Annotated in this window: 1 protein-coding gene; it reads right to left on the bottom strand. The window is 72.5% G+C overall.

The genetic code is table 11. The features are described from left to right. On the bottom strand, window positions 1-302 hold a 302-nt coding region (locus tag D2L64_RS27435), incomplete at both ends, for a hypothetical protein (RefSeq protein WP_199714832.1).

The following is a 302-nucleotide window of genomic DNA, read 5'->3' as shown; positions in this document are numbered from 1 at the left end:
TTCCGCGGTGGTGACCGTCGTGAGGGTGGCTTCCGCGGTGGTGACCGTCGTGAGGGCGGCGACCGTCGTGAGGGCGGTTTCCGTGGCGGTGACCGTGCCGAGGGCGGTTTCCGTGGCGGTGAGCGTCGTGAGGGCGGCTTCCGCGGTGGTGACCGTGCCGAGGGCGGCTTCCGTGGCGGTGAGCGTCGTGAGGGTGGCTTCCGCGGTGGTGACCGTCGTGAGGGCGGCGACCGTCGTGAGGGCGGTTTCCGTGGCGGTGACCGTGCCGAGGGCGGTTTCCGCGGTGGTGACCGTCGTGAGGG

This window comes from Micromonospora radicis (assembly GCF_003583405.1).
Taxonomy (GTDB): domain Bacteria; phylum Actinomycetota; class Actinomycetes; order Mycobacteriales; family Micromonosporaceae; genus Micromonospora; species Micromonospora radicis.
Note: the sequence above shows the minus strand (reverse complement) of the source record. Positions and strands in the feature narration are given on the sequence as shown.